20 protein-coding genes and 2 pseudogenes are annotated in these 24935 nt (G+C 72.5%); 7 read left to right on the top strand and 15 right to left on the bottom strand.

Features of this window, described 5'->3' with window-relative positions:
• Positions 1–244: 244 nt before the first annotated feature.
• The 5 genes from MILUP08_RS03185 to MILUP08_RS03165 form a co-directional block, all read right to left on the bottom strand.
• Positions 245–1003, bottom strand: a complete 759-nt coding sequence (locus MILUP08_RS03185; RefSeq protein ID WP_007454676.1) for a hypothetical protein — start codon at positions 1001–1003, stop codon at positions 245–247.
• Positions 994–1536, bottom strand: a complete 543-nt coding sequence (locus MILUP08_RS03180) for a hypothetical protein (RefSeq protein ID WP_007454674.1) — start codon at positions 1534–1536, stop codon at positions 994–996. The genes MILUP08_RS03185 and MILUP08_RS03180 overlap by 10 nt, the downstream gene beginning before the upstream one ends.
• Positions 1537–1638: 102 nt before the next feature.
• The gene (locus tag MILUP08_RS03175) at positions 1639–3999 is read right to left on the bottom strand and encodes a sodium-translocating pyrophosphatase (RefSeq protein WP_007454672.1); all 2361 of its coding nucleotides are present in this window, start codon (positions 3997–3999) and stop codon (positions 1639–1641) included.
• Positions 4000–4315: 316 nt separating this feature from the next.
• Entirely contained in the window at positions 4316–4753 is a 438-nt protein-coding gene (locus MILUP08_RS03170; protein ID WP_039905274.1) for an ATP-binding protein, read from the bottom strand.
• On the bottom strand, positions 4750–5106 hold the full coding sequence (locus tag MILUP08_RS03165; RefSeq protein WP_007454668.1) for an STAS domain-containing protein: 357 nt from the start codon (positions 5104–5106) through the stop codon (positions 4750–4752). The genes MILUP08_RS03170 and MILUP08_RS03165 overlap by 4 nt, the downstream gene beginning before the upstream one ends.
• A 131-nt stretch (positions 5107–5237) precedes the next feature.
• Between MILUP08_RS03165 and MILUP08_RS03160 the strand changes: the two genes are divergently transcribed.
• From MILUP08_RS03160 to MILUP08_RS03150, 3 genes are all read left to right on the top strand, one after another.
• Positions 5238–7673: a DEAD/DEAH box helicase gene (locus MILUP08_RS03160; RefSeq protein WP_083915796.1), complete on the top strand. Its 2436-nt coding sequence runs from the start codon at positions 5238–5240 to the stop codon at positions 7671–7673.
• Positions 7674–7772: 99 nt separating this feature from the next.
• Positions 7773–7976: a hypothetical protein gene (locus MILUP08_RS03155; protein ID WP_007454664.1), complete on the top strand. Its 204-nt coding sequence runs from the start codon at positions 7773–7775 to the stop codon at positions 7974–7976.
• A gap of 120 nt (positions 7977–8096) precedes the next feature.
• A complete protein-coding gene (locus MILUP08_RS03150) occupies positions 8097–8675 on the top strand; it encodes an LURP-one-related family protein (protein WP_007454662.1) in 579 nt (192 codons plus the stop codon).
• A gap of 357 nt (positions 8676–9032) precedes the next feature.
• Here MILUP08_RS03150 and MILUP08_RS03145 read toward each other — a convergent pair whose 3' ends face one another.
• The 9 genes and pseudogenes from MILUP08_RS03145 to MILUP08_RS03110 form a co-directional block, all read right to left on the bottom strand.
• The gene (locus MILUP08_RS03145; protein WP_007454661.1) at positions 9033–9458 is read right to left on the bottom strand and encodes an Rv3654c family TadE-like protein; all 426 of its coding nucleotides are present in this window, start codon (positions 9456–9458) and stop codon (positions 9033–9035) included.
• Between the two features lie 24 nt (positions 9459–9482).
• Positions 9483–9795 (bottom strand): annotated as a pseudogene (locus tag MILUP08_RS03140) (TadE family type IV pilus minor pilin).
• A 113-nt stretch (positions 9796–9908) separates the two neighbouring features.
• The gene (locus MILUP08_RS34250; RefSeq protein ID WP_007454658.1) at positions 9909–10076 is read right to left on the bottom strand and encodes a DUF4244 domain-containing protein; all 168 of its coding nucleotides are present in this window, start codon (positions 10074–10076) and stop codon (positions 9909–9911) included.
• A 22-nt stretch (positions 10077–10098) separates the two neighbouring features.
• Entirely contained in the window at positions 10099–10662 is a 564-nt protein-coding gene (locus tag MILUP08_RS03135) for a type II secretion system F family protein (RefSeq protein ID WP_237747226.1), read from the bottom strand.
• Between the two features lie 119 nt (positions 10663–10781).
• The gene (locus tag MILUP08_RS34325) at positions 10782–11516 is read right to left on the bottom strand and encodes a type II secretion system F family protein (RefSeq protein ID WP_237747025.1); all 735 of its coding nucleotides are present in this window, start codon (positions 11514–11516) and stop codon (positions 10782–10784) included.
• 521 nt (positions 11517–12037) lie between these two features.
• Positions 12038–13248 (bottom strand): annotated as a pseudogene (locus MILUP08_RS03125) (TadA family conjugal transfer-associated ATPase).
• Positions 13245–14348: a septum site-determining protein Ssd gene (ssd, locus tag MILUP08_RS03120; RefSeq protein WP_007454653.1), complete on the bottom strand. Its 1104-nt coding sequence runs from the start codon at positions 14346–14348 to the stop codon at positions 13245–13247. Before ssd ends, MILUP08_RS03125 begins: the two are co-directional and overlap by 4 nt.
• Positions 14349–14569: 221 nt before the next feature.
• The gene (locus tag MILUP08_RS03115; RefSeq protein ID WP_007454652.1) at positions 14570–15571 is read right to left on the bottom strand and encodes a CU044_5270 family protein; all 1002 of its coding nucleotides are present in this window, start codon (positions 15569–15571) and stop codon (positions 14570–14572) included.
• The gene (locus MILUP08_RS03110) at positions 15571–16122 is read right to left on the bottom strand and encodes an RNA polymerase sigma factor (RefSeq protein ID WP_039905271.1); all 552 of its coding nucleotides are present in this window, start codon (positions 16120–16122) and stop codon (positions 15571–15573) included. Before MILUP08_RS03110 ends, MILUP08_RS03115 begins: the two co-directional genes overlap by 1 nt.
• Before the next feature lie 103 nt (positions 16123–16225).
• On the opposite strand from MILUP08_RS03110, the gene MILUP08_RS03105 reads away from it, so the two are divergent.
• Both MILUP08_RS03105 and MILUP08_RS03100 read left to right on the top strand, forming a co-directional pair.
• A complete protein-coding gene (locus MILUP08_RS03105) occupies positions 16226–16843 on the top strand; it encodes a DUF4240 domain-containing protein (protein ID WP_007454649.1) in 618 nt (205 codons plus the stop codon).
• Positions 16844–17223: 380 nt separating this feature from the next.
• On the top strand, positions 17224–18027 hold the full coding sequence (locus MILUP08_RS03100; protein WP_007454647.1) for an HAD family hydrolase: 804 nt from the start codon (positions 17224–17226) through the stop codon (positions 18025–18027).
• A 277-nt stretch (positions 18028–18304) separates the two neighbouring features.
• Here MILUP08_RS03100 and MILUP08_RS03095 read toward each other — a convergent pair whose 3' ends face one another.
• Complete coding sequence (locus MILUP08_RS03095) at positions 18305–19051, bottom strand: Fic family protein (RefSeq protein WP_007454643.1); 747 nt, start codon at positions 19049–19051, stop codon at positions 18305–18307.
• Between the two features lie 643 nt (positions 19052–19694).
• Between MILUP08_RS03095 and acs the strand changes: the two genes are divergently transcribed.
• Both acs and MILUP08_RS03085 read left to right on the top strand, forming a co-directional pair.
• The gene (gene acs, locus MILUP08_RS03090) at positions 19695–21659 is read left to right on the top strand and encodes an acetate--CoA ligase (RefSeq protein WP_007454639.1); all 1965 of its coding nucleotides are present in this window, start codon (positions 19695–19697) and stop codon (positions 21657–21659) included.
• A 242-nt stretch (positions 21660–21901) separates the two neighbouring features.
• Positions 21902–24694, top strand: coding sequence for an immune inhibitor A domain-containing protein (locus MILUP08_RS03085; RefSeq protein WP_007454637.1), 2793 nt, complete (start codon positions 21902–21904; stop codon positions 24692–24694).
• Positions 24695–24935: the final 241 nt, after the last annotated feature.

The raw sequence follows: 24935 nt of genomic DNA, 5'->3' as shown, positions 1-24935 counted from the left end.
GCCGTCCGCGTTTCGGGTTTCGCGGGCGGCAATCCGCTGCGACGCGGCGGTCAACTCCGCCCCGCCGCGCTCGGCACTGCCGGACGGCGCCACCGTACACCGTGAGTAGGGCTCGAAGCGGGTCACTGTGACGATGGCGGACCATCGACCGAGCCGCAACCCGCCCGTTTCGTCCCGGAGCAACCCGTCGTTGTCCGGCACCGGACACCCGGCCACCCCTCCCGACTCGGGCGAATTGACTGGTTCAGCCCTCGGTGGGCCAAGCGTCCGTTGGCGCCGCCGGCGGCGGTCCGCCGACCAGTTCGGCGAGCCGCGCCAACCGGCGCCGACCGGTGATCCGGTACGCCGGGCCGCCCTCGTCGGGGCCGAGCAACGTGCCGGCCAGACCGGCGGCGGCGAGGGCCGCGCCGATCGCGTCCCACGACTCCCGGTCGCCCTCGCCGAGCCGCAGCAGGAAGCCGCCGGGCGGCTCCGGCGTCCCGGCGGCGGCGAGCCAGAGCCGCAGCCGCCGACCGGTCAGGTGGAAGACGGCCGGCGGGCGCTTCGTCGGGCCGTGCAGCCAGGCGACCGCGAGCGGCTTCAACAGACGGGTGTACGACGTACGAACGGTGTGTCGCTCGTCCTCGGTCGGCTCCCAGCTCGCGGCCAACCCGCGCAGCGCCAGTTCGGCGACGAGCACGTGCACCCGCCAGGCGGCGTCCACCCGCACCACGAGACGGGCCGTGCCGCCCATCCGGACGACCTCACCCGGGCCGGCCAACAGCCCGGCCAGGTCGGCGACCGCCGGTTCGGCGGCATCCGCGCCGAAGAAGACCAGTTGCCGCCCCGCGTCGTCGGCGGGCGGCGGCCCGGGACGACTCGGCTCCGATCGGGTCGGGCCGCCACGTCGCCGGCCGGCACCCGACGTCGTCGCGCCGGCGTCCGGCGGATCGGGCTCGGGTGCGGGGAACAGCGCCTCCAGCGGCTGCGCCGCCGCAGAGTCACCGAGCCCGTTCAGTGACACTCCGGCACCTCGTCGAAGGCCTGTTTCAACTCCTCGGAGTTGAGCTTGCTGGTGTCCAGCGCGCTGGCGTCGTACTCCTTGTTCAGCGTCTCGACGGCGGCCCGCACGCCGTCGTAGAAGGCGGCCGGCTCGCCGGTGCCCAGCCCCTCGATGGTGTCCCGGGCCCGGCCGTAGGCGTCCCGCATCTTGCTCAGCGAGCCGCGGAACCCGGCGGAGATGGCCTCGCCGTTGTCGGTCTCCGGGATGCCGGCCTGCTCGACCTTGCGGCGCGCGGTCTCGCTGGCCTGCTCGGCACCACCGAAGAGCCGCACCAGGTTCTCCTTGGCCTGCGCCGGAGTGGTCTGCGCCGTCATCTGCTGATCGGTGCTGCTCGTCAACTTGCTGATCTCGGAGCGCCACGGCGTGAGCGCGCCGCAGACCGACGCCGCCCAGGCCCGCGGGCTGGGTCCGCCACCGCAGCCGGCGAGGACGACGACGAGCGTGGCCAGGACCACCGTGAGCTTTCCGGCGGCTGACGCCCGGCACGTACGCATGCGTTGCAGCGTACGGCCTTCGGGCAGGCGTGGCACCGGTCCGGACGGCCGGGGTCCCCGCCCGACGGGTACGTCGAGCGGGGACCCCGGTGCCGGTGTCGCTCAGGCGTTGACCGTCTCCGGCCGGTGGTCGGCGCTGCCCGCGCCGGTGTTGCCGCCGGCGTCGGAGTCGTCCATCGCGATGCCCTTGCGCTTGCTGAAGACCACCGACGCAACGATGATCAGCGTCGCGACCAGCGCGATGCCCACCCGCAGTGCGACGTTGCGGTCGTCACCGACGCTGTACGCCACCACGGCGGGCGCGATCAGCAGCGAGACCAGGTTCATCACCTTGATCAGCGGGTTGATCGCCGGGCCGGCGGTGTCCTTGAACGGGTCACCGACGGTGTCGCCGATGACCGTGGCGGCGTGCGCCTCGGAACCCTTGCCGCCGTACGCGCCGTCCTCGACCAGCTTCTTGGCGTTGTCCCACGCGCCACCGGAGTTGGCCAGGAAGACCGCCATCAGCGTGCCGGCCCCGATCGCACCGGCGAGGTACGCCGCCAGCGCGCCGGGCCCGAGGCCGAAGCCGACCGCGATCGGCGCCAGGATGGCGAGCAGGCCGGGGGTCATCAGCTCGCGCTGCGCGTCCCGGGTGCAGATGTCGACGACCTTGCCGTACTCCGGGCGCTGGGTGCGGTCCATGATGCCGGGCAGCTCACGGAACTGCCGGCGAACCTCCATCACCACGGCGCCGGCCGAGCGGGACACCGCGTTGATGGCCAGCCCGGAGAAGAGGAAGACGACAGCCGCACCGATGATCAGGCCGACCAGGTTGCGCGGGTTGGCCACGTTCAGCGAGTTGAGGATCTCGGTCCCGACGTCGCCCACACCGGCGTCCGCGTACGCGGTGCGCAGGGTGTCCGTGTACGAGCCGAACAGCGCGGTCGCCGCCAGCACGGCGGTGGCGATCGCGATGCCCTTGGTGATCGCCTTGGTGGTGTTGCCTACCGCGTCCAGTTCGGTGAGCGTCCGGGCGCCGTGCTCGTCGATGTCACCGGACATCTCGGCGATGCCCTGGGCGTTGTCGGAGATCGGTCCGAAGGTGTCCATGGCGACGATGACGCCGACAGTGGTGAGCAGGCCGGTGCCGGCCAGCGCCACCGCGAACAGCGACAGCGTGATGGAGCTGCCGCCGAGCAGGAACGCCCCGAAGACGCCGGCGCCGATCAGCAGCGCCGAGTAGACCGCCGACTCCAGTCCGATGCTGATGCCGGCGAGGATCACCGTGGCGGCGCCGGTCTGCGAGCTCTTGCCGATGTCCTGCACGGGCCGGCGGTTGGTCTCGGTGAAGTAGCCGGTCAGCGCCTGGATCGCCGCGGCCAGCACGATGCCGATCACCACCGCGCCGATGGCCACCAGCCGCGGGTTGCGGTCGGTGACGTCGAGCCCGCCCTCCAGCTCGGCGAAGGTCGCCGGCAGGTACGCGTACGCGGCGATTGCCACCAGCACCGCGGAGAGCACCGCGGAGAGGTAGAAGGCCCTGTTGATGGCGGTCAGGCCGCTGCGGTCGGACGTGCGCAGCCGGGTGATGAAGACGCCGACGATGGCGACCAGCACACCGACGGTGGAGATGATCAGCGGGAAGACCAGACCGTCCTCGCCGAAGGCGGCGCGGCCGAGGATCAGCGCGGCGACGAGCGTCACCGCGTACGACTCGAACAGGTCGGCGGCCATGCCGGCGCAGTCACCGACGTTGTCGCCCACGTTGTCGGCGATGGTGGCGGCGTTGCGCGGGTCGTCCTCGGGGATGCCCTGCTCGACCTTGCCGACCAGGTCGGCGCCGACGTCGGCGGCCTTGGTGAAGATGCCGCCGCCGACCCGCATGAACATCGCCAGCAGCGCGGCGCCGAAGCCGAAGCCCTCAAGCACCGTGGGCGCGTCACCCCGGTAGACGAGGACGACGAGCGCGGCGCCGAAGAGGCCGAGGCCGACGGTGAGGAAGCCGACCACGCCGCCGGTCCGGAAGGCGATCTTCATGGCCGCCTCGCGGCCACCCTGTCGCTCCCGGGCTGCGGCGGCCACGCGCAGGTTGGCGCGGGTCGCCAGCCACATGCCGGCGCCGCCGATGGACGCGCTGAACACGGCGCCCACGATGAAGAAGAGCGAGCGGCCGATCTTCACGGCCATCTCGCTGCCGTCGGTGTCGTGCACCGGCAGCAGGAAGAGCAGCACCACGGCGACGACGACGAAGATCGCCAAGGTGCGGAACTGGCGGAGCAGGTAGGCCGAGGCGCCCTCCTGGACCGCCCCCGAGATCTCCTGCATGTTGGTGGTGCCCTTGCCGGCTGCCAGCACCGTCTTCGTCAGCGCTGCCGCGAAGACGAGCGCCACCAGCGCGATGACCGCGGCGATGACGACGTACGTGACATTGCTTCCGGTAAGGGAAAGCCCGCCGCCATCGGCGGCCAAGGTCTCGGACATCTGTGTCCTCCTGTTACCGAACACTCGCGTCGACGGTGGAGACGCACCTGTCGACGCCTGGATGCGGACTCGCAAGCGCGCGCCAACCCACCCCAGCGGACCAGCGATGCCCACCCATACCCGCTGGCTGCGGGTTGGATCACTTGCTGACAACCCGGGTACTGTAGCCCTCCACAGTGTTCGAGGTCACATCGAGGTGGCACCGTGTCGCGATGATCTTCGTCGCTGTGTTATGAAACGAAATCTGATATAGGGCCCGATCCATGACGAGAAGGCCGCATCCCCGACGGGGATGCGGCCTGACCAGCGGAACAGATCAGCGGCCGACCGGCCACACCATCCGCACCTCGGTGCCGATGCCCTCGTCGACCGGGCGCACCTGCAGGTCCTCGACGAAGCCCGCGAGCAGGGCGAACCCCACGCCCGTGGTCAGCGCCTCGTCGGTAAGCGACTCGTTGGCCAGCTCGTCCGGCGGCAACGCGGTCAGCCCGATGCCGGCCTCGATCGGCGCACGGTCCACCACCCGCACCGCGTACGAGCCGCCGTCGGACATCTCCACAAGCACCGGATCGGCCAGGCCGTACTGCCGGTGCAGGGCCACCGCCCGGGTGCACGCCTCACCGATGGCCAGGCGCACCTCGTCCAGCAGGTCCTCGCGGACACCGGCACGCCGGGCGACGGCGACGCCGACCAGTCGGGCGGTACGCACGTGCACCGGCGCCGGGGAGAAGGAGAGCCGGACCGTCGCCATCACGCGTTGGCGCCGGTCGGACCCGCACCGACCGCCGCCTCGACCGTGGGGTGCAGCGGGAACACCTGGTCCAGTGCCGTGATCCGGAAGATCTTGAGCAGCGGCTCCTTGTCACAGACCAGGGCGAACGAGCCGCCGGCCGTGCGCAGCCGCTTGTGCGCGCCCACCAGCACGCCCAGCCCGGTGGAGTCGAGGAAGTCCACCCGCCCGAGGTCCACGACCACGTGTCGGGCGCCACCGTCGATCAGCTCGAGGAGTCGTTCACGGAGCCGGGGCGCGGTGTAGACGTCCACCTCACCGCCGACCTCGAGCACCGTGTGCTCGCCCACGGTGCGCGTCGCCAGCGACAGCTCCATCGGTCCTCCTCGCCAGAGCCGTAAACTCTCCTGGGCATCTAACCACTACCGCCGGGACACCCTGCGGTCACCGGCGGAGGCTTCCCCTTACCCCCGGCCCCGGCTTTTCATCTCCGAACACCAGTGCGAGAGTGCAGGACGTGACCTCCAACGACTCCATCTCGGCGCGCCCTACGCCGCGCCGCGACCCGGAGTCGTCGGCCGCGCCCACCGTATCCGCAGGTCACGACCCCGGACCAGCGCCTGTCGACCTGCTGCGCCGGCTGCGCGCCCGGGGTGCCGGCGACCCGGTCACCCACGTCGAGCGGGTGCCGGCCCGCGTCGGGGTGCCCGCCCCCTGGCCGGCGTGGGCGCCGTCGGAGCTGCGGGCGGCGTTCGCCCGTCGCGGCGTGGTCGCGCCCTGGCAGCACCAGGCCGAGGCGGCCACCCTGGCGTACGACGGCGGCCACGTGATCGTCGCCACCGGCACCGCGTCCGGCAAGTCGCTTGCGTACCAGCTCCCGGCGCTGGCCACCCTGCTCGCCGACCCCCGGGCCACAGTGCTCTACCTGGCGCCGACCAAGGCCCTCGCCGCCGACCAGCTGCGGGCCGTCGCCGGCCTGGACCTGGAGGGGGTACGCCCCGCCTGCTACGACGGGGACACGCCGCGCGCCGAACGGGAGTGGATCCGCCGGCACTCCCGCTTCGTGCTGACGAACCCGGACATGCTGCACCACGGCATCCTGCCCGGCCACTCCCAGTGGTCCGGTTTCCTGCGCCGGCTGGCGTACGTGGTGATCGACGAGTGCCACACCTACCGGGGCGTGTTCGGCTCGCACGTGGCGCACGTGCTGCGTCGACTGCGCCGGCAGTGCGCCCGCTTCGGCGCCACCCCGGTGTTCGTGCTCGCCTCGGCGACCTCCGGCGACCCGGCGACCGCGGCCGGACGCCTGACCGGCCTGCCGGTGACGGCGGTCACCGAGGACGCCTCGCCGCGCGGCGGGGTGACCTTCGCGCTCTGGGAGCCGCCGCTGCTCCCACCCGACTCGACCTCCCCTCCGGTGCCCGCGCAGGCGGCCGGCGACCACGACGCCGCTACGGACCTCGTCCAGGTCCGCCGGTCGGCGCTGCGCGAGACCGCGGACCTGCTCGCCGACACGGTCGCCGAGGGCGTACGCACGCTCGCGTTCGTCCGGTCCCGCAAGGGCGCCGAGGTGGTGGCGACCAACGCGCGTCGGGCGCTTGACGACGCGGTCCCGGGGCTCGGTGACCGGGTGGCCGCCTACCGGGGTGGCTACCTGCGCGAGGAGCGGCGCGAGCTGGAACGGGCGCTGCTGCACGGCGACCTGCTCGGTCTGGCCTCCACCAACGCGCTGGAGCTGGGCGTGGACCTGGTCGGCCTGGATGCGGTGCTGATCTGCGGCTATCCGGGCACTCGGGCGTCGCTGTGGCAGCAGGCGGGCCGCGCCGGGCGGTCCGGCCAGGAGGCCCTCGCCGTGCTGGTGGCGCGGGACGACCCGCTGGACACCTACCTGGTCCACCACCCGGAGGCGATCTTCGGTGCGCCCGTCGAGGCGACGGTGCTCGACCCGGCCAATCCGTACGTGCTGGCGCCGCAGTTGGCCTGTGCCGCCGTCGAGGCGCCGCTCACCCCGGCCGACCTGGCGCTCTTCGGCGACGGGGCGAAGGAGGCCATCGACCAGTTGGTCGAGGCCGGGGCGCTGCGGCAGCGACCCACCGGCTGGTACTGGCGGCACCGCGAGCGCCCCGAGGTGGACCTGCGCGGCGAGGGCGGCGCCCCGGTCTGCGTGGTGGAGTCCGCCACCGGCCGCCTCCTCGGCACTGTCGACGGTGGCTCGTCGCACTTCCTGCTCCACCCCGGCGCGGTCTACCTGCACCAGGGCGTCTCGTACGTGGTCGACGACCTCGACCTGGCCGACGGCTGCGCGCTGGTGCACGCCGAGGAGCCGGACTGGTCCACCCACGCCCGGGACGTCACCGACCTGTCCGTGGTGTCGGTGCGCTCCTACGTGGACGCTGGCCCGGTCGGCATGTTCCTCGGCGAGGTGGACGTGACCAGCCAGGTCGTGTCGTACCAGCGGCGCCGGATCGCCACCGGCGAGGTGATCGACACCCGGCCGCTCGACCTGCCCACCCGGGAGCTGCGCACGGTGGCGGTCTGGTTCACGCTGTCGCCCCGATCGCTGACCTCCGCCGGGGTCCAGCAGGCCGACGTGCCGGGCGCGCTGCACGCCGCCGAACACGCGGCGATCGGCCTGCTACCGCTGATAGCGACGTGCGACAGGTGGGACATCGGCGGGCTCTCCACCGCCCTGCACCCGGACACCGAGGCGCCGACGGTCTTCGTCTACGACGGGCACCCGGGCGGCGCCGGCTTCGCCGAGCGGGCGTACGGGACGGCGTCGGCGTGGCTGCGCGCCACCCGGGACGCGATAGCGGAGTGCGGCTGCGAGACCGGCTGCCCGTCCTGCGTGCAGTCGCCGAAGTGCGGCAACGGCAACAACCCGCTCTCCAAGCCGGACGCGATCCGGGTGCTCGACGTGGTGCTGGAGAATCTGCCCGCCTGAGGCAGCTTGCATGAATCCAGGTGGCACTGGGCACAATGGCTTGGGAGCGCTTCCATCGATGCTTGTGTTGTAGTTCGCCCCCGCGCCCGAGGAGAAGCCGTGGCCGACACGATCGCCGAGACCGTCGACCTGCTCTACACCATCGATCAGGACCAACTCACCCTCGACCAGCAGATCGCACTCGGGGCCGCGCTGGCCGCCCTGGCTCAGGCCGAACGCCTGGAGCAGATCAACGAGCGACTGCGCAGCATCCACCAGGTGCTCAACACCTGGTCGTTACGCGTGACCGTGGACGGTCGCTGACCGTCGTCGGGACCGGTCCGGCGGGGCGGACCGGTCGGGGGTGGGAGCGCCGGGGCACGGGCCGGCAGTGGTTGCCCGGCTGTGCAAGACTCCGGCGCACCATCCCCCTGAGGAGAACACATGCAGCTCGACAACTTGCAGACCCTGCAGCAGTTCCACATCCGCCAGCGGCTGCGGATGATGGTCAACCAGTACGAGGTCCGGGCGGTCGCGCCGGACGGCACCGAGGGTGAGCTGCTGGCGTTCGCGCAGCAGAAGCGGCTCGCCTTCAAGGAGCAGGTGACGATCTACACCGACGACTCCAAGCAGCAGCCCCTGCTCGGCTTCAAGGCCCGCCAGCGCATCGACCTGGGCGCCACGTACGACGTCACCGACGCGGCCGGCAACGCGATCGGCCTGTTCCGCAAGGACTTCGCCCAGTCCCTGCTCCGCTCCACCTGGCACGTCGAGCAGGCCGGACTGCCGCAGGTGACGGGCCAGGAGCGCAGCCTGCCGGTGGCGCTGCTGCGCCGGTTCGTCGACTCGCTGTCCTGGCTGCCGTACCACTTCGACTTCACCGCCGGCGGCCAGCCGGTCTTCTCCGTGGTGAAGAAGTGGGGCCTGCGCGACAAGTACGTCGTCGAGGTGCAGAACCCGCAGATCGACCGCCGACTCGTCATCGCGATGGCCGTCGCCCTCGACGCGCTCCAGGCCCGCTGACGCATTCCGGCCCGCTGACGCACCCCGGCTCGCATCGAGCCGCCCACCTTCTCGGCCACTGGCCGGGACAGGCCCTCAGCCCTGTCCCGGCCAGCCGGCTGCGGTCGGTCCAGCCCAGCCATGGCCCAGCCCAGCCGTGGCCCACCTCGGCCGTCGGTCCAGCTCGGCCGTGGCCCAGCCCGGCCGTGGCTCAGCCCGGCCGTCGGTCCAGCTCGGCCGTGGCCCGGCCCGGCCGTCGGTCCAGCTCGGCCGTGGCCCGGCCCAGCCCGGCCGTAGCCCAGCCCCGCGCAACCCGTGCTCGGCACAACCCGCAGCCCGGCGAGACCGGCCAGCCCGGTGTAATCCCCGGGCCTTTGTTCAGCCGCGCACCGGGCCGGCGCGGGCCGTCGACGCGGCGGCCCGGGTCAGGCCCGGAAGCGGTGTGAACGCCACCTCGACTGTCACCAGCACGTCCAGCCCGTCGAGAAGACAGTCGACCAGTCGGCCGGCGTTGCGTCGGGCGATGTCCGCGGCCAACGCGCAGGCCACCGAGTCGCCGTCGAGCGCCCTGGCGGCGCCGGCCAGCGCGCCGAGATCAGCGGCCACCGCCGCCCGCTGAGCCGCCATTCCCGCTGCGGTGACGGCGGCGCCGAACGTCCCGACCAGCACGAAGACCAGCCCCAACGCGAGTAGCAGCAGGGTTGCGCCACCTCGCTGCGCGTCCGGACAACCGTCGTCAAGTCCCTCGGCGCCGTGTCCCTCGGCACCCTGTCGCTCGGAATTCGGGACCGTAGCCGCGGTCACGTGACCGAACGGCAGGATGCAGCGTCACCAATCCCCCTCGCTGGCGCCTGGTTCCACGGCTGCGACGGCGGTGGCGACCACGGTGATCCGCGGTAGCCGGGCACCCAGCGCGCGGACCGGCGCGCGGACCGTCGCCTGCACCCGGTCGCCGTCGACCGACACCGACACCTCCGCCCCGGTGGCGCCGCGCGCTCCCGTCCGCGTCGCTGTCGCCCCGGGCCGCGGCCAGCGCCGCCTCCCGGGCCGTGTGCAGACAACTCGCCTGGGTGCTGACGGCGTTGACCGCGGTCAGGCCGGCGAGCAGGAGCAGGAGGAGCGCCGGCAGGCCGGCCGCCAGCTCGGCGGTGAAGGAGCCTCGGTCGCCGCCGGCGAGGTGGGCCCACCGGCTACCGTCGCGCGCTCGCCCGGCGGTACCCGTCCTCCGGGCACGGCCGACCTGCCGGCGCCCGATCACTTGAGCGCCCGGTCGCTGACCGCGGTCAGCGCCGACTGAACGTTGCCGGAGGTCAGCACCTTCAACAGGATCCCCGCGAAGGCCACCGCGGCGAGCGTGCCGACGGCGTACTCGGCGGTGTTCATCCCGTCGTCGCCGCGGAGTCGGGCGATGAGTTTGCGCATGCGTCTTTCCTTTCTCGATGGGTCAGAGCACGTCGCCGAGGACGGCGACGATCACCGGCACCAGGCCGGCGAGAATGAACGCGGGCAGGAAGCACAGCCCCAGTGGCAGCACGATGAGCACGCCGGCCCGACGGGCCGATGCCTCGGCGGCGGTGGCTCGGTCGGCCCGCAGGTCGTCGGCGAGACGGGTCAGCGCACCGGCCAGCGCGGCGCCACTGTTGGCCGAACGGAATGCCGCCGCGGCCATCCGCTCCGCTCCCGGCACCCCGTCCAACGCCGACCACGCCTCGGCCGGGCCACCGCCGAGGAGCAGGGTGCGACCGACCCGGGCCAGCCTGCTGGCGAGCGGGCCGTCCAGCGCCTCGGCCACGGCCAGCACCGAGCGGTCCACCGGCGCACCCGCCCGCATCGCCGCCGCGAGCAGGTCTGCGGCGAGCGGCAGGTCGGCAGCCTCCCGAAGTCGCCGGCCGCGGGCCGCCGGAGACTCGATCTTCCGCAGCAGTACGTCAAGCAGGACTGCGGTCGGAACCGCACCGAGCAGCCCGAACCAGCCCCCGACGACCACCGCCACGGCGAGCCCGGCCATCCCTGCCGCGAGCCGGATCGCGTCTGGTCGCCGCCGCCTCTGCACACCGCCGCGACCCGTACCGTCCCGGTCCGGCGAGCCGAGGCGAGCGACCGAGCCGCCCGCGCGCACCGGGGACATCAGCCGGCCCGCCCCGACGCCGCGCCCAACCGCTCGGCCCAGAACAGGCCGACAATCTGCAGCGCGACGGCGAGGACCGCGCAGACCCCACCGACAGTGCTGTGCAGGAGCACCGCCAGGGGATCGACGCCGATTCCGTAGCCGAGCCCTATCCCGCCGACCGGCAGGGCCGCCAGCAACCAGGCCGTGGCGCGGGCACCCGCCGCCTGTGCCGCTGCGGCGGCCAGGCCCCGGTCGGTCGCGCGGGCGTCCGCCTCGATCCGCTCGATCAGCTCGGCCAGCGGTGCGCCGGTCCGGTCAGCCAGCCGCACGGCGGCCGAGGTCAACTCGCGAAGCCGGTCCGCTCCGCCCGACCTCTCGCCGGCGGCGATCTCCAGGGTTGGCGGGACGGGCAGGCCCGCCCGGAGGTCGGCTGCCAGACCGCAGAGCAGATCCAGGCCGCGCCGCCGAACCAGCTCGGCGTGCCGGTTCGCCCTCCAGCGGAGCAGGGCGCGCATGGCCAGCGTGCCGTAGCCGGCCACGGCGACCGCGGCCACCGGCCCGGCGGACAGAGCACCGACACCTGCCCCCATCACACCGACCAGCAGCAGCACTCGCCTCGGCGATCGATGCCCGCGTACCGGCCGGGCCACGGACGACCCGCCGGCGGCGTGATCCGCCAGGTCGACGAGGCGCTGGTCCGCCGGGTCGACGAGATGGTGGCCCGCGTGGTCGACGAGATGGTGGTCTGGCACGTCGACAAGATGGTGGTCCGCCGGAACGACCAGGCGGTGGCCTGCCGGGTCGACCAAGCTGCTGCCTGGATGCTCGACGGCCCCCAGGGCCTCCGCCTCCGGGCGGGCAGTGGCAGCCGGACGGCGAGGATCCCGACGGATCGGCGGACGGGCCGGGCCGGCCGGCCGCGTGGATCCCCCCGGGCCGCCGGTCGCCCTCGGGCGGCTCGGACTGCCGTCGAGGTCCCGAGTGGACCAGGCGACAACCGTCCGCCCGCCGCTGGACGCCGACACTCCCGGTGGGGACGGGAGGACATCCGGGTGGGCCGAAGCCGGCACGTCGCCGAACTCGTCGGTCGGCCCGCCCGGTCGGCGAGCGAGGTCCCTGATCCATTGCACCAGGGCGTCGTCCGGGTCAGCGCCGGCAGCGCCGTGGCCCGGCGCGAGCACCCGGCGGCGGCGTGCCCGGACGGTCCGCGCAGGCCAGGCCACCAGGGCTGCGGCGGCCAGCAGCAGGCCCACCACCAGTGCGGTTCCGCCGGTCATGACGGACCTGCCGATCCGGGCCACGGCTCGCTCAGGATCGGGGGCACCGCCACGCCCCGGTCTCGCAGGAGCGTGCCGAAGGTGCGCGCCGCCAGCCCCAACCCGCGTCCACGTATCCAGGCGGGCACCACGCTGGCCAACCGCTCGGGTCCCTCGGGGAGCAGCAGGCAGATCGACTCCAGGACACGACCCGGTCCCCCCGGCGTACCTGGAGCAGCACCTGGAGCGCGGCGACCACCTGGGCGTGCAACGCGGCGCGGGGCAGGCCGCCCAGCATGCCGAGCGCCTCCAGCCGGGCCGGCACGTCGGACGGGGTGTTGGCGTGCAGCGTGCCGGCGCCACCGTCGTGGCCGGTGTTCAGCGCGGCGAGCAGGTCGACCACCTCCGCGCCCCGGCACTCCCCGACCACCAGCCGGTCCGGGCGCATCCGCAACGCCTGCCGGACCAGGTCGCCGAGGCTGACGACGCCCGTCCCCTCGACGTTGGCGGTACGCGCCTGGAGCCCGACCACGTGTGGGTGCCCCGGTTGCAACTCGGCCGCGTCCTCCACCAGGACGATCCGCTCGGTGGCGGGCACCAACCCGAGCAGCGTGTTGAGCAGGGTCGTCTTGCCCGAGCCCGTGCCGCCGGTGACCAGGTACGCCAGCCGGGCGGCGACGACGGCGGCGAGCAGGGGCGCCACCGGTCGGGGCACCGTCCCCTGGCGCACCAGCTCGTCGAGCGTGAACGGGCGGTGCCGGAACGTCCGCAGGGACAGGTAGGGGCCCTCGGTCGCCACCGGCGGCAGCACGGCGTGCAGCCGGGTGCCGTCGGGAAGCCGGGCGTCCGCGTACGGGGAGCCGTCGTCGAGCCGCCGACCGGCGCTGGCGATCAGTCGCTGCGCCAGCCGGCGGACGTCCTCGACCGAGCCCACCGGGACCGCGACCTGATGCAGGCCCGCGCCCCGGTCGACCCAGACGCGGACACCGTTGACCAGGACGTCGGTCACCTCCGGATCGGCCAGCAGTGGGGCCAGCGGCCCGGCGCCGACGAGGTCGTCGTGCACACGGTCGGCGATCCGCAGTACGGCGGTGTCGCCCAACACCGCGGCGGTGGGCTCGGCGCGTACGGCGGACACGATCGCCGCCGGGGTGACCGGGTCGGTGGTGGCGGCGATCCGCTGCCGCACCCGGGCCGCGAAGGTGCCCTCCTCCGGCCGGCCGCTCATGCCGCACCCGTGGCGGGGACGCCGGTGAGGTCTTCGACGATCCGCCGGCAGAGAGTGGCGAGCGCGCCCTTGCCGGCCGCCGCCGGCGCCTCGCCGCGTTCGAGGCCCCGGCAGAGCCCGGGCTCGGGGCGCAGCGTGCCCGCCAGAGGAAGCCCGAGCGCCCGTGCCACCTCGGTGGCGCGCAGGCGGCCCGGGGCGGGCCCGCGCACCACCACCGAGAGCGCGGCGCAGTGTGGGGCGGCCGTGGCCACCACCCGGGCGGCGGCCGCGGTGGCGCGCAGCTCCGCCGGTACGACGACGAACGCCTGGTCGGCCGCCTGCAACGCGACCACGGCGGCATCGTCCAGCTGTCGGGGCAGGTCGATCACCACGAAGTCCCGGCCACGGTGGGCGGCGTCGACGGTCGCGGCCATCGCGGCGGCGGGCAGTGCCAGCATCTCGCCGCGATCCCAGGAGAGCACCACCAGGTCGCCCCGGCTGGGCAGCGCGTGGACCAGCGCGGGTGCGTCCACCCGCCCGTCCGCGTCGGTGAGCGACGGCCAACGCAGCCCTTCCAACTGCTCCCAGCCCAGTACGAGGTCGAGGCCACCACCGAGCGGGTCGGCGTCGATGAGCAGGGTGCGCAGTCGGGCCCGCGCCGCGGTCACGGCGAGCCCGCCCGCGAGCACGCTCGCGCCGGCCCCGCCCCGGCCGCCGAACAACGCGACGACCCGGGCACCTGGGCCGGCCGGATGGCCGGGGCCCTGCTCGGCCAGGCGGTCCAGCAGCCACGGCTCGGCGGCGGGCAGTGCGGCGACGTGCTCGGCGCCGATCAGCTCGGCGATCTGCCAGCCGGGGTCGAGTTGACCGGCCCGGCCGACCAGCACCAGCCGGGGCCGCTTCGGCAGTCGGGCGCGCAGGCACGCCTGCGCCTGGTCGGCGCCGAGCAGCACAAGCGGCGCGGGACCCCAGCGGGTGCGGGCCGCGGCCGGGTCGGCGGCGAGCTCGACCTCGGTGCCGCCCGCGGCGGCGAGCCGGAGCAGGTCGTCGAGCAGGTCGCCGTCCGCCGTGACGACCAGCGGGAGCCGTCGGATCGGCGGGACGGAGGTACGGGGTGCCATCGCGGCCTCCAGCGGTCGGGATCGGATGCACCGCCGACCCTGCTCGCCATCGACCCCGCACACCGCCCCCGTTACCTCGCCTGTGGACAACTCCGGGACCTGTGGACAACGCCCGCCGAGAGGTTCGATCTGCTATGCGAGTGGGTTCCTACGCAGGTACCACGGCTGCCGGGAAAACACGGTGGGGCCGCTCCCGAGAGAGCGGCCCCACAAGTCGGCGGTCAGCCGATCCGGTCGGTCCAGGTCGTGTCCAGGATCAGTTGGTACGCGCTGATCCGCACCGGAGTCAGCGTCAGCAACTCGTGGGCGAGCAGCTCACCCGTCTTCGGGTCGAAGATCAGCAGAGACTGCTGGTCGTGCTCGCGCTCGTCGACGGTGACCGCGACACCGGTTCGGCCGGCCCGGTCGGTCACCCGTCCCCGCCAGCGGAAACCGGGCACGTCGGCGAGGACCCGCAGGATCGCCGCCCGGGTCGCCCGCGGTACGACGTACCTCGCGTAGAGCGTGCCGACCGCCTTGCTCGCCGCCCCCGCGCCGTACTGGACCTTCAGCCGCTCGCGCAACTGCGACGGGTCGGCCGGCGGCGGCGTGAGCTCCATGGGTGGCAACGGGATCATCGCGGCAGTGTCAGCCACTGCGGGACCCGCGAGTTTGCGCTGCCAGTAGTCGCGGGACGCCTCATCGGGGTACTGCGGTTCGAGTTGGGTGTTGCTCTGGCTGCCGGTCCCGTCAGCGGCCTGCCAGACCTTCGACTCACCGGCGAAGGCCACGTGGTAACGGTCGTCGGGGGAGCTCATCACCGGATCACCCCACACCTTCGTGTGGTGGTACGTGTAGCGCCCGCTGCGGTGGTCGTACTCCGTGTCCTTGATCTTGCTGGCCAGCGTGCGTAGCTGCGGGCCGGCCGCCGGCGGGTCGGCGTCGAACTGGTACGCGACAGGCACCAGCAACGTCCCCACGGCGCCGCCGGGTCCGCCCCGATCGTCCGGCGTCCGCTCGTCGAACGGTCGGAGGACTGCGACGGCACCGGCCGCGACCGCGAGCGTCCCGGCCGTCAGGACCAGCCGGCGCGTCGGGCGTACGCGACGGTGTCCTGTCCCGGGGCTGGTTGCGCCGGCACGCTCGATCAGCTCGCGCGCCGGAACCGGTGGCGGCGCGACGACGATGGTCCGGGCCGGGTCGGCAGGGCCGAGAAGGGTACGGGTTTGTTCTGCTCCGTCCATCACAGATCCTCTCGGGTAGTGGCCAGCATCGGGCGTCGGAAGCGGGCCGGTGGGTCCGACATCGCCTCGGCGAGGCGACGACGGGCGCGATGCAGGCGCACCGCCGCGGTCGCGCGGGTGCAGCCGAGGACCTGAGCCGCCTCGGCCACCGTCAGCTCCTCCCAACCGACGAGCCGCAGGATCTCCTGATCCAGGTCGTTGAGGGTGGCCAGCGCGGCCCGCACGTCGGCGACCCCCAGAGTGCGGTCGGCGCCGGACGGGTCGGCCACCCGCGTCAGATCGGCGTGGGCGATCGGCAGGAGATCCGGGGCGGCGCGTCGGGACCGCCACTGGTTGGCCAGCAGGCGCCGGGCCACCCCGTACAGCCAGGGCAGGCTGCGGTCCGGCACCTCGCCGCGACGACGCCACGCGACGACGAAGACCTCCTGTGCGAGTTCCGCCGACGCGTCGGAATCGGCTAATCGGCGCAGGCCGTACCTCACGATGTGCGCGTACTCGGCGGCGTAGAGGCTGGTGAACCAGCCCTCGTCGCGCTTCCCCGGTGGACCCACCCGAACCCCCATTGCCTCGGCGACTCTCACCCTGTTTGTGTCGCGGGAGGCCCGACGATTACCGCGCCCCAACCTGTCACAGCCATCGGGGACACTCCTGGCCGTGGATGTGGAGGAGTTCTGGAGTGTCGTGGAGCGGGCACGAGCCGCGGCAGGCGTGGCGGCGGACCAGCCCCGACGCGACGGTCAGCCGAGTGTGGTCGCCGAGGCCCTGGTGGCGGAGCTGATGCGACTCCCGCTGTCGCAGATCGTGGCGTTCGACCAGGTGCTGGACGAGGTGGCCGACCACGCCGACACCTGGGATGTCTGCGCGGCGTGCTGGATCATCGAGTACGGGTTTCTCTCCGACGACGGATTCTCCGATTTCCAGGCAGGGCTGGTCGGCCTGGGCAGAGCCGCCTTCGAGTCGGCTGCGCGTGACCCCGACTCGCTCGCCGACCATCCGGCGGTACGGCAGATCAGCGCAGCGGAAGGCCGCGACCTGTGGATCGGCGACGAGGCTCTTCAATTCGCCGCGCAGACGGCGTACGAGCGGTTGACGGGTGACGATGAGGCCTTCTGGGACGCCGCCGAGGCGGCACAGTCCGCGGTTACTACTCCACCACACCCCGGCCCGGAGCCTGCCGACGAGCGCTGGGACCTGAGTGACGAGGACGAGTGGCGAAGGCGGCTGCCCCGGCTCTTCGAGCGGTTCCGCGCCCGCCGACTCGCGGTGCAGTAGCTCGCGGTGCAGTAGGAGGAGGGGTCAGCTGCGCCGCGCGGGAGCGCTCCCCCGGAAAGGGACGACCCCCGTCGGGGGGAGACGGGGGTCGTCGACGGTTCGGCTCCGGGGGGGTCGAGCCGAACCACTCGGCGGTCACGGGGGGTGCAACCGCCGAGGGTCTGTCTGTTTCGGGATGTGAAAGCTCGTCGTGCGAACAAGTCTGCCTGAGCGGGCCCGTCACGTCGAGTGTTGTTCACTCCACTCAGCGCGAAAATCTCCTCGCGGAGTGTGACCGCGGTCACGCCGAGCGGAGTTGGAGGCACCCGCCCGCAGGTCCGAGGGGTGGCCTGACCCCGGGCACCCGCCGACGATAGACCATCCGGCTAGACTTTCGCGCCGTGGGCCGAAGTGCCGCTTTCTTCGATCTGGACAAGACCGTCATCGCCAAGTCGAGCGCCCTGGCGTTCGGTCGGCCGTTCTACCGGGACGGGCTGATCACCCGGCGTGACGTGGTCAAGTCGGCGTACGCGCAGCTGATGTTCCGGCTGGGCGGCACCGACGAGCAGACCATGGCCCGAACACGGGACTACCTGGCCGCGCTCTGCAAGGGCTGGCAGGTGGAACAGGTCCGCCAGATCGTCGCGGAGACGCTCCACGAGCTGATCAACCCCTACGTGTACGCCGAGGCCGCCGTCCTGATCGAGGAGCACCAGGCGGCCGGGCGGGACGTGGTGCTGGTCTCCGCGTCCGGCGAGGAGATGGTCCGGCCGATCGGCGAACTGCTCGGGGTCACCGACGTGATCGCCACCCGGATGGCGGTGCGGGACGGCCGGTACAGCGGCGAGGTCGAGTTCTACGCGGCCGGTCCGAGCAAGGTCGAGGCGGTTGGCGAGCTGGCCGCCGTGCGCGGCTACGACCTGGCCGACTCGTACGCCTACTCCGACTCGTACAGCGATCGTCCCCTGCTGGAGTGCGTGGGCCACCCGAGCGTGGTCAACCCGGACCGGCAGCTACGCAAGCTGGCCTCGGAGAACGCCTGGCCGGTGCTGGAGTTCCGGCATCCGATCCCGCTGGGTCGTCGCTGGCGGGAGCGGCCTGCCGTTCCGGTGGCCGCGGCAGCCCTGGGGGTCGGCGTGGGCGTCGCCATCGGCATCGCCTGGTACGGGCGGCACCGTCGCACCCGCGCCGCCGCCACCGCCTGACCTTCGCCGCATCGTCGGCGGTCCGCCCGCTTGTCCGCGGTCGCGCTCACGCAGGGGCCGCGCGCACGAGGCGGGCCGCACTCATACAGCGAGCCGCGCACGGGGCGGGCCGCGCTCCTACAGCGGGCCGCGCACGAGGCGGGCCGCGCTCACGCAGGGGCCGCGCTCACGCGGCGGGCCGCGCTCACGCGGCGGATCGAGCTCGCGCGGCGCATCAGGCTGCGGTCGAGGTCAGGCGGCGGTCGCGCTCACGCGGCGGGCGGCGCCGCGGTCGCGGTCAGGCGGCGGCGAGGACCTCGTCGCCGATCGCGCTGAGCTGGTCGGCGCCGACCTCGACGGCCGCCATGTAGTGCCGTAGCCAGGAGCGCAGCCCGTCCGGGGTGCCGGTGGCGAACGCGCCGGCCGAGCCCACGTACTCGGGCTCCCGTTCCCGGTGACCGACGTCGACGCCGAGCAGGCCGCGCGGGTCGAGGCCGCTGGCGAGCAGCACCAGCCGGGCGGCGCCGCGCGCCACCACGCCGGACGGCCCGGCGAACGGACGCAGGTTCAACAACTCTCCGTGTACGACAGCGGCGAGCACCAGCGGGGAGACCTTCGTGCCGCCGGCCACCAGACCGGCGAGCCCGTCGAGGCGGGCCGCGACCACCGGGTCGGCCACCGGTCGGCCCAGCTCGGCCTCCGTCACGATGTCGCGGGCGGCGAGGACGTGCAGCCGGGCGAGTGCCTGCCGGGGGGCCTTCGGCCAGAGTTCGCTCAGGCCGGGCAGCGCCCCGGCGACCCGCAGTGCCCCCTGGAGCACCGGGTCGGTGACGGTGCCGGCCCGGACCTCCTCACGCTCGTGCACGGCGCCCTCGAGCGCGGCGCTGGCCACCGCCGACCGGAGGCTGACCTCGGCCGCGACCTGGCCACCGTTGCGGCGCAGCGCGCGGTGCCCGAGCGCCTGGTCGAAGCGCTCACGGGCCCGGTCGACGGCGGCGGCGACGTCGGCGAGCGCGAGCAGCGGGGCGAGCGGGTCGGTGGTCATCCCGCCACGCTAGCGACCCGACCCGGCCCGCCAGGCCGCACCCGCCCGCAACGCGACCCGGGCCACCCCGCCGGCCCGGCCCGGCCGCCCGGCGACTGATCGCCGGCCCGCGGCCCTCGGCCTCGGCCCACCCGTTCGGCGCCGGGCAAGGTCAACACGACATCAGGGAAACCGCGGTGTCAGACCGGCCCGGATACCGCGATTTCACGGAACCCGTGTGGATCAAGGCCCTGGGCCGCCTGGCCGGGGCCGGACGCGCGTCGATCAAGGCCCTGGGCCGCCTGGCCGGGGCCGGACCCGCGTCGATGAAGGCCCTGGGCCGCCTGGCCGAGGCCGGACCCGCGTCGATGAAGGCCCTGGACCGCCTGGCCGAGGACGGAACCCGTGTCGATCAAGGCCCTGGACCGCCTGGGCGAGGCCGGACGACGCCCCGGGCCAGACGGGCCGTGTCGATCAAGGCTCGCCGGCCGCTCGGGCGAGGTCGGGCACGCCGGGTGAGGCCCGGGCGGGGCGGGTGGGCCGTCGGGCGCGCGGCGGGGGCCACTCGGCGCGACGGGGTGGGCAGCGGTCGCCGGCCGGGGACCCCGCGACTACCCTCAGGCCCAGCGAGACGCAGGTCACCCCGAGGACGAGGAGTCACGGCATGAGCGAGGCATTGGCCAATCTGCTGAACGAGACGCGCCAGTTCCCCCCGCCGGCCGAACTCGCCGCGCACGCCAACGTCACCGTCGACGCGTACGCGGAGGCTCAGGCCGACCGGCTCGCCTTCTGGGCGAAGCAGGCCGACCGGCTGGCCTGGTCGAAGAAGTGGGACGAGGTGCTCGACTGGTCGAACCCGCCGTTCGCGAAGTGGTTCGTCGGTGGGCAGCTCAACGTGGCCTACAACTGTCTGGACCGGCACGTCGAGGCGGGCCGGGGCGACAAGGTGGCGATCCACTGGGAGGGCGAGCCGGGTGACACGCGGACTCTCACGTACGCCGACCTGCACGAGCTGACCTGCCGGGCGGCGAACGCGCTCACCGACCTGGGGGTCACGGCGGGCGACCGGGTGGCGATCTACCTGCCGATGATCCCGGAGGCGGCGGTCGCGATGCTGGCCTGCGCCCGGATCGGCGCGGCGCACAGTGTGGTCTTCGGCGGCTTCTCCGCGGACTCGTTGAGCAACCGCATCCAGGACGCCAGCGCCAAGGTGGTGATCACCGCGGACGGTGGTTACCGGCGGGGCAAGCCGTCGGCGTTGAAGCCGACGGTGGACGAGGCGGTGGCGAACAGCCCGTCCGTGGAGCACGTGCTCGTGGTCCGCCGCACCGGCGAGGACGTGGCGTGGTCGGACAAGGACCACTGGTGGCACGAGACGGTGGAGACGGCGTCGGCCGAGCACACGGCCCAGCCGTTCGACGCCGAGCACCCGCTGTTCATCCTCTACACGAGTGGCACCACGGCCCGGCCGAAGGGCATCCTGCACACCACCGGCGGTTACCTGACGCAGGCGTCGTACACGACGCACGCGGTCTTCGACCTGAAGCCGGAGACGGACGTCTACTGGTGCACCGCCGACATCGGCTGGGTGACCGGCCACTCCTACATCGTCTACGGCCCGCTCTCCAACGGCGCCACGCAGGTCATGTACGAGGGCACTCCGGACACCCCGCACAAGGGTCGGTTCTGGGAGATCGTCGACCGCTACGGCGTGACCATCCTCTACACCGCGCCCACCCTGATCCGGACGATGATGAAGTGGGGCGAGGACATCCCGGCCGGCTTCGACCTGTCGTCGCTGCGGCTGCTGGGCAGCGTCGGTGAGCCGATCAACCCCGAGGCGTGGATGTGGTACAGGCAGCACGTCGGCGGCGGTGAGCTGCCCATCGTGGACACCTGGTGGCAGACCGAGACGGGCGCCATCATGATCTCCCCGCTGCCGGGGGTGACGGCGGCGAAGCCGGGGTCGGCGATGGCCCCGCTGCCGGGAATCGTCGCCGACGTGGTGGACGACCAGGGCCAGTCGGTGCCGAACGGCGGCGGCGGCTACCTGGTGCTGCGCGAACCGTGGCCGTCGATGCTGCGCACCATCTGGGGTGACGACGACCGGTTCATCGAGACGTACTGGTCGCGGTTCGAGGGCATGTACTTCGCCGGTGACGGGGCGAAGAAGGACGACGACGGGCACATCTGGCTGCTCGGTCGGGTCGACGACGTGATGCTGGTGTCCGGGCACAACATCTCCACGACCGAGGTGGAGTCGGCACTGGTGTCGCACCCGTCGGTGGCCGAGGCGGCGGTGGTGGGCGCGACCGACCCGACCACCGGTCAGGCGATCGTGGCGTTTGCCATCCCGCGCGGCAGCACCGACATCGCCGGCGAGGCGGGTGAGCAGCTCATCGCGGACCTGCGCAACCACGTGGCGAAGACACTCGGCCCGATCGCCAAGCCGCGGCAGATCATGCTGGTGGCGGAGCTGCCGAAGACCCGCTCCGGCAAGATCATGCGGCGGTTGCTGCGGGACGTGGCCGAGAACCGGTCACTCGGCGACGTGACCACGTTGCAGGACTCCTCGGTGATGGAGCTGATCTCCTCCGGGATGAGCGGCGCGAAGTCCGACGAGGACTGACGACAGGCGTACACCATCGATGGGTGACGGTCCGGACGGACCGTCACCCATCGTCATCTTTTGTGGAGGTACGACCACACCTCGCGACCCGCCGCGGGTGGTTGGACGAATAACGCCTCCATCACGTTCCCGCCGTTCGCCGTGTTTCTCATTTAGTTTCACGAGGTCGGCTGACCTCGATGCGTCTCCGCGCGCCCGGAGCCGGCCGGCTTCCTCCGCCCATGCCCGAGAAACGGAGCGGCATGAACAGAAACTCCCATCCGGGGTCACGTCGACGACTACTCGTCGCGCTACCCGTCATCGCCCTCGCGGCCACCTCACTGACCGTGAGTGGAAGTGCGTCGGCGCAGCCGTCCACCACCCCCCGGGCGGTGATCGGGGCCGACGAGTACTACATCAACTACGCCGAGCCCGAGGTGCAGACGGACACCACCGGCCGTGAGGTCAAGGGCAAGGGTGGCGTCTACACCCCCGCCGTCGACTCGGCGCGGGCGTTCGACCAGAAGCACGCCCGGGGCAACCCGGTGACCGCGCGCCAGCTCGCGCAGATCGAAGCCAAGTCGATCAAGACGGGCAAGAGCCCGCGGCAGATCAAGCAGTCGCCCACCACGCAGACGGCGAAGCTGCTGACGCTGCTCGTCGAGTTCAACGACAAGGCGAACGACGACTTCACCGGCGTGATGGTCCCGAAGACGGTGTTCGAGGACCGCACCTGTGTGCCCGGCACCGTGCAGAACGGACCGAAGCACAACACCATCCCGAACCCGGCGACGCTGCCGCACGAGGACAACAACTCGATGTGGGTGCCGGACTTCTCGCCGCAGCACTACGACAAGATGCTGTACAGCAAGAAGGGCATCACCGAGCGGATCCGCAAGGACATGAAGGGCCCGGACGGCAAGAAGGGCATCGACATCTCCGGGCGGACCATGCACAACATGTACCTGGAGATGTCCAAGAACGCGTACACGGTCGACGGGCAGGCCAGCCCGTGGATCAGCGTGCCGCACTCCGAGGGCTGGTACGCCGCCAACCGCTGCACCAAGGACGAGGACGGCAACTGGGTTCCCGGCCGGGAGCAGTCGATGAACGGTCACCCGGACAACCCGGCCGGCGCAGGCCGACTGGCGACCGACGCGATCGACGCGCTCGCCGCCAAGGACCCGAGCTTCCCGTGGGCCGACTACGACAAGGAGGACCAGGCCGACCGCGACGGTGACGGCAACCTCTTCGAGCCGGACGGCGTGATCGACCACCTCGTGCTGGTGCACGCCGGGCAGGGCAAGTCGCGTGGCGGCGGCGACCAGGGCGTCTACGCCGTCTGGGCGCACTCGTCCACTGTCGCCGGTGGCTACAGCATCCCGGGCACGAACCTGAAGGTGTCGAACTACATCGTGCAGCCGGAGGACGCCGGCGTCGGTGTCTTCGCCCACGAGTTCGGCCACGACCTGGGTCTGCCCGACCTCTACGACACGTCCGGCAACGCCGACTCCGACATCGACTTCTGGGACCTGATGGCCTCGGGCTCGCACTCGGGTGAGGTCTTCCAGGCGCTGCCGACGCACATGGGCATCTGGGACAAGTGGGTGCTCGGCTGGGCCGACCCGCTGACCATCCGCCCCGGCTCCAACCCGCGTGAGGTGAAGCTCGGGCAGACCTCGCGGACGCCTATCGACTCCGAGGACGGCATCAAGATCGACCTGCCGGACAAGGTGACGACGCTTGCCACGCCGCACAGCGGCACGAAGATGTGGCACAGCAACAACGACCAGGAGTGGGCCGACGTCAAGCTGAGCCGCTCGGTCGAGGTGCCCAACGCCGCGGACGCCAAGTTCTGGATGTGGAACAACTACATCATCGAGGAGGACTGGGACTACGGCTTCGTCGAGCTGTCGACCGACGGCGGCGCGTCCTGGACCGAGCAGAAGGTGTACGCCGAGGGCGGCGCCGTCGTCACCACCCCGGACGACTACCAGGACCCGAACGGCCGGATGAACGACTTCGGCGGCAAGAAGTACGGCCTGACCGGCAGCACCGACGGCTGGCGCCACGACTACGTCGACCTGTCGGCGTACGCGGGCACGACCGTGCAGCTGCGGCTGCGCCAGGCCACCGACGAGGCGTTCGAGGAGCGCAACTGGTTCGCCGACGACTTCTCGGTCACCGGCGGCGGCGCCACCACCTGGAGTGACGACGTGGAGGGCGGCGCCAACGGCTGGACGGCCACCGGCGGCACCTTCGTCGACACCACCGGCGGGGGCTGGAAGGTCTCCAGCGGCACCGAGACCCACGCGCAGTACTACCTGGCCGAGTGGCGCAACTTCGACGGCTTCGACAAGGGCCTGAAGTACGCCTACGACACCATCTACTCGCACGAGGCGTGGAAGGTCGACCGGATCTCCTACAACGCCCCGGGCATGCTGGTGTGGTACCGGGACAGCGCGCTCGGCGACGTCAACCACGTCACCGCGCAGATGACCGCGCTGCCCAGCTACGGCGCGAAGGGCGGGCTGCTCATCGTGGACTCGCACTTCGACCCGTACCGGCGCACCGGCACGGCCGCGGAGAAGGACCCGTCGGTGACGGACAACCTGCCCAGCCGTCCGCAGTCGGCCAACGCGGCGTTCACCCTCCAGAAGACGTACCCCTTCACGGAGTGCCTGGAGGCCGCGGACGAGCCGTACAGCGCGTACTGCACGAAGTTCAAGGCGCAGGCGCCGGTGAAGTCCTTCACCGACGCCAAGGGCTGGTACCCGGGCATCGAGATGCGCGACGGTGCTCCGTACGCGCGGGACAACGACGCCTCCGTGGTGGTGCCGTCGCGTGGCAACGCGCCGTACACCACCCGGGTCACCAACCCGGACGGCAGCCCGGCGCCGGAGTTCTACGGCACGACGCTGGGCGGCGGTGCGATCGTGCTCGGCACCGGTAACCCGGGCGACGCGGGCGTGCAGAACGGCGTCTCGTTGACGATCCGCAAGACGGCGCGGGACAACACGTCCGCGACGATCTTCGTCACCCCGGCGAAGAAGTAACTGTTTTACTGATCAAGAACTGATGGTGGGGCCGGTGGCGGGAACGCCGCCGGCCCCACTGTCGTACGTCCGATCTTATTGATCGAAATACATCGCTGTTCACACTCACGCCCTGAGCAGCCTGGTTCGTGCGCTGATGAAGCGCAGGGGTGTGACGGTGGAAAGCATTCCCAACAAAATCTTGCAACAAATCGACGCGCGCATCTTCCCACCCGTCCCGGCAGTGTCTATGTTCACCATT

The organism is Micromonospora lupini str. Lupac 08 (assembly GCF_000297395.2).
GTDB lineage: Bacteria > Actinomycetota > Actinomycetes > Mycobacteriales > Micromonosporaceae > Micromonospora > Micromonospora lupini.
Note: the sequence above shows the minus strand (reverse complement) of the source record. Positions and strands in the feature narration are given on the sequence as shown.